Origin of the sequence: Ornithinimicrobium sp. (assembly GCF_051004135.1) — a bacterium.
In the GTDB taxonomy this organism is placed as follows: domain Bacteria; phylum Actinomycetota; class Actinomycetes; order Actinomycetales; family Dermatophilaceae; genus Ornithinicoccus.
This window is the reverse complement of sequence record NZ_JBPCKQ010000158.1, coordinates 1-9,525: the sequence shown is the minus strand read 5'-3', so window position 1 is coordinate 9,525 and position 9,525 is coordinate 1. Positions and strand designations below refer to the sequence as shown.

At 69.7% G+C, this 9,525-nt stretch carries 8 protein-coding genes; all 8 read right to left on the bottom strand.

Annotation, left to right across the window (positions count from 1 at the left end; translation table 11 throughout):
- Positions 1-275, bottom strand: a 275-nt coding sequence (locus ACR2FV_RS10640; protein WP_434015668.1) for a cytidine deaminase, incomplete at its 3' end; no start/stop codon positions are given.
- A gap of 12 nt (positions 276-287) precedes the next feature.
- Positions 288-1,595 carry an ABC transporter permease gene (locus tag ACR2FV_RS10635; RefSeq protein WP_434015667.1) on the bottom strand — a complete coding sequence of 436 codons (1,308 nt, stop codon included), beginning with the start codon at positions 1,593-1,595 and terminating at the stop codon, positions 288-290.
- Positions 1,592-2,881, bottom strand: a complete 1,290-nt coding sequence (locus ACR2FV_RS10630; RefSeq protein ID WP_434015666.1) for an ABC transporter permease — start codon at positions 2,879-2,881, stop codon at positions 1,592-1,594. The genes ACR2FV_RS10635 and ACR2FV_RS10630 overlap by 4 nt, the downstream gene beginning before the upstream one ends.
- Positions 2,878-4,473: an ABC transporter ATP-binding protein gene (locus ACR2FV_RS10625; RefSeq protein WP_434015665.1), complete on the bottom strand. Its 1,596-nt coding sequence runs from the start codon at positions 4,471-4,473 to the stop codon at positions 2,878-2,880. Before ACR2FV_RS10625 ends, ACR2FV_RS10630 begins: the two co-directional genes overlap by 4 nt.
- A gap of 107 nt (positions 4,474-4,580) precedes the next feature.
- A complete protein-coding gene (locus ACR2FV_RS10620) occupies positions 4,581-5,717 on the bottom strand; it encodes a BMP family lipoprotein (protein WP_434015664.1) in 1,137 nt (378 codons plus the stop codon).
- A 191-nt stretch (positions 5,718-5,908) separates the two neighbouring features.
- Entirely contained in the window at positions 5,909-7,114 is a 1,206-nt protein-coding gene (locus ACR2FV_RS10615) for an amidohydrolase (RefSeq protein WP_434015663.1), read from the bottom strand.
- Positions 7,115-7,244: 130 nt separating this feature from the next.
- A complete protein-coding gene (locus ACR2FV_RS10610) occupies positions 7,245-8,828 on the bottom strand; it encodes an acyl-CoA mutase large subunit family protein (protein ID WP_434015662.1) in 1,584 nt (527 codons plus the stop codon).
- A gap of 22 nt (positions 8,829-8,850) precedes the next feature.
- Positions 8,851-9,525: Na+/H+ antiporter NhaC family protein (locus ACR2FV_RS10605; RefSeq protein ID WP_434015661.1), on the bottom strand; the 675-nt coding region annotated here is incomplete at its 5' end.

Below are 9,525 nucleotides of genomic sequence, written 5' to 3'. Positions count from 1 at the left end.
CGCCCGCAGGGCATGATCACCGCGCCCTCACGATTCACGCAGACTGCCGCGGTCAGTTGCCCACCACCAGTGGCCATGAGCTCGCTGACCATGCCGCACTCCGCGCACAATGTGAGCCCAAAACTAGCGTTCTCGACGTTGCACCCCGACACGATGCGTCCATCGTCGACGAACGCTGCCGCGCCCACCGGATAGTCCGAGTAGGGGGCGGAGGCATTCACCGAGGCCGCCGCGGCGGCGGTTAGCAACGTGTCCCAGTCGGGTGAGCTACTCATATGGCGGTCTCCCTAACTCTTGGTGTACGGCGTGCCTTCAGCTGCCGGTGGGCGCACCCTGCCCACAAAGCCAGCTACCGCCAGGATCGTGATGATGTACGGCAACATCAGCAGCACCTCAGAAGGCACCCCGCTTCCGATAGTCGAAATGACGTTACCTAGGTTCTTGGAGAAGCCGAAGAGCAGCGCTGCGAGCACCGCGAGCTTGGGGTTCCACTTGCCCAGGATCATCGCCGCCAAGGCGATGTAACCCTGGCCGGCCGACATCTCCCGGCCGAAGGCCAGGCCGGAGCCGACCGTGAAGAACGCCCCGCCGAGCCCGGCGATCGCCCCGCCGAGGATGACGTTCCACACCCGCCGGGTGTTGACCTTGATGCCGACGGTGTCGGCGGCCTTGGGGTGCTCCCCGACGGCGCGGGTGCGCAGGCCCCAGCGACTGCGGAACAGCATGATCTGCAGCACGAACACGACGACATACATCAGGTAGACCAGGACGGTCTGCTGGAACAGGACCGGTCCGAGCACCGGGATCTCGGCGAGCAGCGGGATCCGGATCACCGGCAGGCGCTCCCGGGCGTTCCACAGCTCCCGGTTGTCCGACATCACGGTGGAGAACAGGAAGCCGGTCAGCCCGATCACCAGTGTGTTGAGCACGACGCCGACGATGATCTGGTTGACCCGGAAGCGCACGGCAAACCACGCCAGCAAGGCACCGACCACGGCTCCGGCGATGGGCGCGGCCAGCAGCCCGGCATACCCTGAGCCGACCCGGGAGGCCACGGCCGCGGCGGCGAAGGCACCGAAAAGCAGCTGTCCCTCGATCCCGATGTTGATGACCCCGGAGCGCTCGCAGACCAGCCCGCACATGGCCCCGAAGATCAGCGGCACCGACAGGGCCAGGGCCCCGGCCAGCAGCGACGTCACCGGGATGACCGAGGCCTTCCCGGCCCCGGCCCAGAGCAGGAACGAGACGACGAAGGACACCCCGACGACCAGGTGCAGCCAGACCGGCACCGGGCGCCGCCCACGGACCAGGACCAACGCCCACCCTGCGGCCACGGCCTGGACGATGCCCAGCACCAGGGCGCCGATCAGGGCGGGCACGGCGAAGCTGGGGATGGTGAACACGGTCGAGCCGGAGGCGATCTGGAAGGTGGTGTCGGCGTCGGCGGGAGCGCCGAGAGCGAACAAGAGCAACGTGACCGCGGCGGCCACGGCATACATGATCGGCGTGCGGTAGCCGATCCGGGTGCGGACGTCGTCGTCCTGCTCGGCCTGGCCCGGGACAGAGCTAGAGGCGGAGGTGGCCGTCGTGCTCATGCTGCAGCCTCCTGGGTCGCGCCCCGCTTGCGGCGCCGTGGTCGCTCGGGGTCGGGCAGCCGGAAGACCGAGCGCACCAGCGGCGGGGCGGCGATCAGCAGCACGATGACGGACTGGACGACCAGGATGATGTCGATCGGGGTCTGGGTCAGCGACTGCATCAGGAAGCCACCGGACTTCAGCGCACCGAACAGCAGCCCGGCCAGGAAGGTGCCCAGTGGTCGGGACCGGCCCAGCAGGGCCACGGTGATCGCGTCGAAGCCGAAGGAGGCGGCGACCCCGGCGGTCAGCGACCGCTCGGTGCCCAGCACCTGCGCGGTCGCGGCCAGCCCGGCCAGGCCACCGGCGATGACCATGGTGATCACTGTGATCCGCCCCACCGACATGCCAGCGGTCCGTGCGGCGTGCGGGTTGGCGCCGGCGGCCCGCAGCTCGAAGCCGATGGTCGAGCGCTCCAGCAGCCACCAGACGAAGACCGTGGCCAGGATGGCGACGAGCACACCCCAGTGCAGCCGGAAGCTGTTGCCCGGCACCAGCCAGTCCGGGATGAGCGGGGGGTATGCCGCGGAGTCCGCGATCGCGGGGCTGCGCTGACCCGAGCGGCCGGGGTTGAAGCTCGGCTGCTTGAGCGTGTAGCTGATCAGATAGACCGCGATGTAGTTGAGCATGATCGTCACGATCACCTCATTGGCCCCGAAGCGGGCCTTGAGTACACCCGGGATCGCGCCCCACAGTGCCCCGCCGACCGCCCCGCCGAGGATGGCCAGGATCAGGTGCAGGCCGACCGGCAGGTCGAAGGCGAAGCCGAAGTAGGCGGCGAAGATGGCGCCGACGATGATCTGGCCCTGGGCGCCGATGTTGAACAGCCCGGCCCGAAAGCCCACGGCGATGCCGAGGCCGGCCAGGATCAGCGGCACCGCGAAGACGACCGACTCGGTCAACGGCTTGATCGCACCGGCGAAGGTGTCGGACTGGTAGTTGAGGATGGAGCCGCGGAACAGCGCGACGTAGGCGTTGGTCACTGCCTCCCAGGCGGCGGTGAAGAAGTCGCTGGGACGGGCGAAGACGTAGCTGGAGGAGGCGCGGACCTCTTCGTCGGCGAAGGCGATCAGCACCCCCCCGATGATCAAGGCGAGGACCACGGCCAGCACGGAGATCATCGCGCTGCCGCCCATGATCTGTCGGAGCACGTCACCGCGGGCGCCGGCGCGACTCCCTCGCGTCATCTCCTCCTGCGCCGGGACGGCCGGCTCCGGCCCCTCCGGCTCCTGCGGGGTCTGGCTCATGATCCTGACTCCTCGGGCGCGTCCGCGGGCAGGTCGGCCCGGCCCAGGGTGGAGTGGTGCTGCGCGGCCTGCTGCTGGGCGTCCTCGAAGGGGACCCCGGCCATCATCAGTCCGAGCACGTCGCGCTCGATGCCGTCCTCGGTCGCGTCGACCACGCCGACGATCCGGCCGCGGTACATCACCGCAGCGCGGTCGGCGAGCGCGATCACCTCGTCGAGCTCGGTGGACACGATGATCACCGGCGTCCCGCTGTCGCGCTGCTCCACGATCCGGCGGTGCACGAACTCGATGGAGCCAACGTCGAGCCCGCGGGTGGGCTGAGAGGCGACGAGGAGGCGCAGCGGCCGGGACATCTCTCGGGCCAGCACGACCTTCTGGGCGTTGCCGCCCGACAGGGTGGAGATGGGGTCGTGCACGTCGCTCAGCCGGACGTCGAACTCCTGCGTGCGGGTGTGTGCGTTGGCGGCGACCTTGGCCGGGCTCATGCTGATGCCACGGGAGAACTCCGGGGTGCGGTAGAGGTCGAGGACGAGGTTCTCGGCGACGGAGAACGAGGAGATGGCGCCGTCGGTCGAGCGGTCCTCGGGGACGAAGCCGATGCCGGCCCGCAACCGCTGCGCGACACTCTTGCCACGCAGGTCCTCCCCGTCAACCCGGATGGTCCCCCCGTCGGCCTCGACCAGGCCGAGGATCGCCTCGGCCAGCTCGCTCTGCCCGTTGCCCTGCACCCCGGCGATGCACATGATCTCCCCGGAGCGCACCTGCAGGCTCACCCGGTCCACAACCGGGGTGCCGGTGGGTCCGAGCACGGTGAGCCGGTCGATCTCGACCGCGGCGTCACCCGGCTCGGCCGGCTCCTTGTCGACAGCCAGGCTCACCGAGCGGCCCACCATCAACGAGGCCAGCTCAGTCTCGGTCGAGCTGGGGCTGGCCTCGCCCACGACCTTGCCGAGGCGGATCACCGTGATCCGGTCGGCGACCGCCCGCACCTCGCGCAGCTTGTGGGTGATGAACACGATGGAGGTGCCCGCCTCCTTCAGCTCACCCATGATCTCGATCAGCTCATCGGTCTCCTGTGGCGTCAGCACGGCAGTGGGCTCGTCCAGGATCAGCACCTTGGCGTCCCGAGACAGCGCCTTGATGATCTCGACGCGCTGCTGCACCCCGACCGGCAGGTCCTCGATCAGCGCATCAGGGTCGACGTGGAAGCCGAACCGCTCGCTGATCTCGGTGACCCGCTTGCGCGCCTCGTCGAGCTTGAGCAGTCCCGCCCCACCGGTGGGCTCGTAGCCCAAGGCGACGGACTCGGCGACGGTGAAGACGGGGATGAGCATGAAGTGCTGGTGGACCATGCCGATGCCGGCGGCGACCGCATCGCCAGGACCGTCGATCGTCACGGGGCGGTCGTCCAGCAGGATCTGACCGTCGTCGGGGTCGTAGAGGCCGTAGAGCACGTTCATCAAGGTGCTCTTGCCGGCACCGTTCTCACCGAGCAGCGCGTGGATCTCGCCGGGCTCCACGACCAGGTCGATGTGGTCGTTGGCGACCAGCGACCCGAAGACCTTGGTGATGCCGCGCAGCTCGAGCTTCATCTCGGGGCCGCTCCTCCTCGGGGCTCAGGGTCGGTGGTATGTCGTCCGTCAGGGAACGATAGCGGCCCGGCCCTCGGGGGGCCGGGCCGCAGTCGATGGACCTTCGGTCAGGACGGGGAGTTGGGCGACTCGACGGTCAGCTCACCGTCGATGATCTGCTGCTTGTACTCCTCGATTTTGGTGCTGAGCTCCTCGGGGACCTCGCCCTCGAAGTCGTGGTAGGGCGCCAGGCCGACCCCGTCGTTCTCCAGGGTGCCGATATAGGGCTCGTTGGAGAAGCCGCTCTCGAGCGTCTCGGTGATCGTGTCGTCGACCGCCGGCCCGATCCGCTTAAGCACCGAGGTCAACATCAGCGGGCCGTACTGCGTGGTCTCGAAGCCGTCGGAGTCGACCCAGATGATCTTGGTGCCCTCCTCGCTCTCGGCTGCCGCGGCGGCTCCGAGACCGACCGGTCCGGCGACCGGCATGACGATGTCGGCGCCCTGGGCGATGAACTGCTCGGTGAGCGTCTGGCCCTGGGCCTGGTTGTCGAAGTCACCGGAGAAGGCGCCGTTCTGGGCCTCCTTGTCCCAGCCGAGCAGCTGCACGTCGGTGCCCTCGTCCTCGTTGTACCTGGTGACCCCGTCGGCGAAGCCGTCCATGAAGACCGCCACGGACGGGATCTGCACTCCGCCGAACGTGGCGACGGTGCCGGACTCGGTCGTCCCCGCAGCCAGATATCCGGCCAGGAAGCTGGCCTCGGCGGTGTTGAACAGGATCGGCTTGGCGTTGTCCAGCTCCACCGGGTTGAACTCGGCGTCGGAGAACGCGGAGTCGATCAGCGCGAAGTTGGTCTCCGGGTTGTCCTCGGCCGCACTCTGGACGGCGTCCTCCAGCAGGAAGCCGACCCCGAAGATCAAGTTGCAGCCCTGGGAGACCAGGGTGCTGACGTTGCTGTCGTAGTCGGCGTCGGACTGCGACTCGACCAGCGTGGTCTGGATGCCGAGCTCGGACTCCGCGGACTCCATGCCCTGCGCGCCGGACTGGTTGAACGACTGGTCGTCGAAGCCGCCGGCGTCGGAGACCATGCAGGCCTGGAAGTCGCCTGCGCCCTCCGGGGCGGCGCCGGCGCCGTCGCTGCTGTCCGCCGAGGACTCGGAGCCGCCGCCCTCGGCGGACTCGTCCTCGGCGGGGGCCTCACCGCAGGCGGCCAGGGCCAGGGTGGCGGCGGCCGAGACGGCCGCGATCTGCAGAACCCGTCGCACGGGCATCTCCTTACGTCGGGGGATCACAACACGTGGAACCACTGCCGTGCGCCGATCGCGACCGACTCACGTCGCCGCATCGTACCCCCCAGTAGCAGTCACATCGAGGACCCAAGGCCGGACATCGCGGACTGTGACGCAAGCGTGACCATCGGCACCTGATCGCGGACCCGCGGGAGGGCCCGCCCGGCTCAGTGCAGCACGACGGCGGCGAGGATCTTGGCGGCGTGCAGCACCGCCTCCTCGTCCACCACGAGGTCACCCTGGTGCAGCTCGAAGGTCGGCCCGCCGGGGGTGCGGGTGCCCAGCCGGGCCATCGCCCCGGGCACCTGCGTGAGATACCACCCCAGATCCTCCCCGCCCAGCGACTGCTGGGTGGGGACCACCGCCTGCGGCCCCACCACGGCGCGGCACGCGGCGTCGAACGCAGCGACGCAGGACGCGTCGTTGTCGACCGGCGGCACCCCCTTGACGTGCCGCACAGTCGCGTGGACACCGTAGGGGGCCACGACCGCATGCACGATCTCCTCGATGAGCGGACCCGTGGTGTCCCAGGTCTGCGCGTCCAGCATTCGCAGGGTGCCGACGCACTCACCCGAGGCGGGGACGACATTGGCGACCGTGCCGGCCCGGACCGCACCCCATACCAGGGCGGTGCCGGAGCGTGGGTCCATCCGGCGGGACAACACCGCCGGGACGTCGGTGATCACCTTGCCCAGGGCGTAGGTGAGGTCTTGGGTCAGGTGCGGCCGCGAGGTGTGCCCGCCCCGGCCCGTGAGCGTGACGTGCACCGAGTCCGAGGCCGCGGTGATCGGGCCGACCCGCAAGCCCACCGTGCCGACGTCGATCGAGGGGTCGCAGTGCACGGCATACAGCCGGTCGATGCCCGCGAGGGCACTGGCCTGCATCATCGCGTGCGCACCCCCGGGCATGCTCTCCTCGGCGGGCTGGAACAGGAAGCGGACACCGAGCCCTCGCTCGTCCAGCTGCTCGGTCACCTCGGCGAGCGCGAGGGCGGCCCCCAGCACCCCGATGGTGTGCACGTCGTGCCCGCAGGCATGCGCCACCCCGGGATTGCGGGAGGCGAAGTCCAGCTCCGTCGACTCCTCGATCGGCAGGGCGTCGAGGTCCGCACGGATCGCGATGCGGCGCCGGGGTCGGGGCGGACCGAGGTCGGCGATCACCCCGGACCCGGCCAGCGGGGTCAGCCGCAGGCTGGTCTCGCTCAGCTGGTCCATGATCAACGCCGTGGTGCGGTGCTCCTGCCAGGAGACCTCGGGGTAGGCGTGCAGCTCGCGTCGCCAGTGCAGCAGCGACGGGCGCAGCCCCTCGACCGCGTCGACGATCCGCCGGGTGAGGTCGCCCGAGTAGAGGGCGGTGGCGGGCTCGGCAGTCACAGGCTCAGCAGATCGGCTTCTGGTTCGGTGCAGGGGGGACGTCCGCCCACGATACCCGGCCGGAGCGCGCTTGCTGCGCCGCACCCCGCTCAGCGGGTCGTACGGAGCGTATGCCGGTCGGCGGTCCCCCTCAGAAGGTCTCATGAGGCTTGTGCCGTCCCCACACCTCCTGCAGGGCGCCGGCGACCTCACCACCGGTGGCGCGCAGGGCCAGGGCCTCCCGCATCGGGTGCAGCAGGTTGTCGCTGCCCTGCGCCGCGTGCTGCATCCGTTCCAGCGCATCACGGACCGCGGCCGAGTCCCGGTGCTCGCGCAGCCGGTCCAGGGCGGCGCACTGGGCTGCCTCGATCGTGGGGTCGACCTGCAGCGGCTCGTAGGGCTCGGGTCCGTCACCGGCAAACCGGTTGAGTCCGACGAGGACGCGCTCCCCGGAGTCGATCGCCAGCGCGTTGGCGTAGGCGGCGCGCTCGATCTCGCTCTTCTGGAAGCCCTCCTCGATGGCCGCCACGGCGCCCCCGCGGTCCTCCACCGCCTGGATCAGGGTGAGTGCAGCCTCCTCGACGTCGTCGGTCAGCGACTCCACGACAGACGACCCGGCGAACGGGTCGACCGTCTTGGTCACGTCGGTCTCGTAGGCCAGCACCTGCTGGGTGCGCAGCGCCAGCCGGGCGGCCTTGGCGCTCGGCAGCGCGATCGCCTCGTCGTAGGAGTTGGTGTGCAACGACTGGGTGCCCCCGAGCACCGCACCCAGACCCTGCAGGGCCACCCGGACCAGGTTGACCTCCGGCTGCTGCGCGGTGAGCTGCACCCCGGCGGTCTGGGTGTGGAAGCGCAGCATCATCGACTTGGGGTTGCGGGCCCCGAACTCCTCGCGCATGATCCGCGCCCAGATCCGGCGGGCGGCACGGAACTTGGCCACCTCCTCCAGCAGCGTCGTGCGGGCCACGAAGAAGAAGGACAGCCGCGGGGCGAAGTCGTCCACGGCCAGCCCGGCGGCCTGCGCGGCGCGCACGTACTCCTTGGCGTTGGCCAGGGTGAAGCCGATCTCCTGCGCGGGCGTGGCCCCCGCCTCGGCCATGTGGTAGCCGGAGATGGAGATCGTGTTCCACCGGGGCAGGGCAGACGCGCAGTAGGCGAAGGTGTCGCTGACCAGCCGCAGCGACGGCGCCGGGGGGTAGATGTAGGTGCCGCGGGCGATGTACTCCTTGAGCACGTCGTTCTGGATGGTCCCGGTGAGCAGGTCCGGCGCGATGCCCTGCTCCTGCGCGACCAGCTCGTACATCAGCAGCAGCGTCGCCGCCGGGGCGTTGATCGTCATCGAGGTGGAGACCGAGTCCAGCGGCAGTCCGCCCAGGAGCACGCTCATGTCCTCCACGGAGTCGATGGCCACCCCGACCTTGCCGACCTCGCCGTGAGCCAACGGGTGGTCGCTGTCGTAGCCCATCTGGGTCGGCAGGTCGAAGGCCACCGACAGCCCTCCGGCACCGCCGGAGACCAGCTCGTGGTAGCGGGCGTTGGACTCTTTGGCCGTGCCGAACCCGGCATACTGCCGCATCGTCCAAGGACGCCCGGTGTACATCGAGGGGTAGACCCCCCGGGTGTAGGGGAAGCTCCCCGGCTCGCCCAGCGCCCGCTCAGGGTCGAAGCCGGACAGGTCCTGCGGCCCGTAGACGGGCTGCAGAGGTAGACCCGACTCCGTCTGCTGATCCGTCATGGGAGGAGGCTACTGGCTCTGGTCAGGCCGGTGATGGCGTCTCCTTCTGCGAGCCTGACTCCACCTCGGTCTCCACTCGGGAGAACATCGCCCGCGCGACCAGCGCCAGACCTACCAGGACCACCACCACGGCGAGCAGCCCGACCAGGCCGCTGCCGGTCAGCGCCAGCACGACGTATCCGCACAGCGCGGCGAACGCGCCGACGAGGGCGTAGGGCAGCTGGGTGGTGACGTGTGTGATGACGTTGCAGCTGGCACCCGTGGAGGACAGGATCGTGGTATCCGAGATCGGCGAGCAGTGGTCGCCGAAGACGGCGCCCGCGAGCACGGCGCCGAAGGCCGGCAGCAGCAGGGTCGGCTCATCGAGCGAGTTCATGATGTCACCGGCGATCGGCAGCAGGATGCCGAAGGAGCCCCACGAGGTGCCGGTCGAGAACGCCATCGCGCCGGCCATCAGGAACATCACCGGGATCAGCCACTGCGGGGCCATGTTGGCCGACTCCACCAACCCACCGAGGTACTCACCCGTGCCGAGCTGCACGATGAGCGAGCCGAGCATCCAGGCCAGCAGCAGGATGTAGACCGCCGGCAGCATCGACTTGATGCCCTCGACGAGGCCGCGGCCCAGCGTGCTGGTGCCGAACTTCGGGTTGTCGGTGGTGTAGCGGAAGTAGTAGTAGAGCGCAGTGCCGAAGCC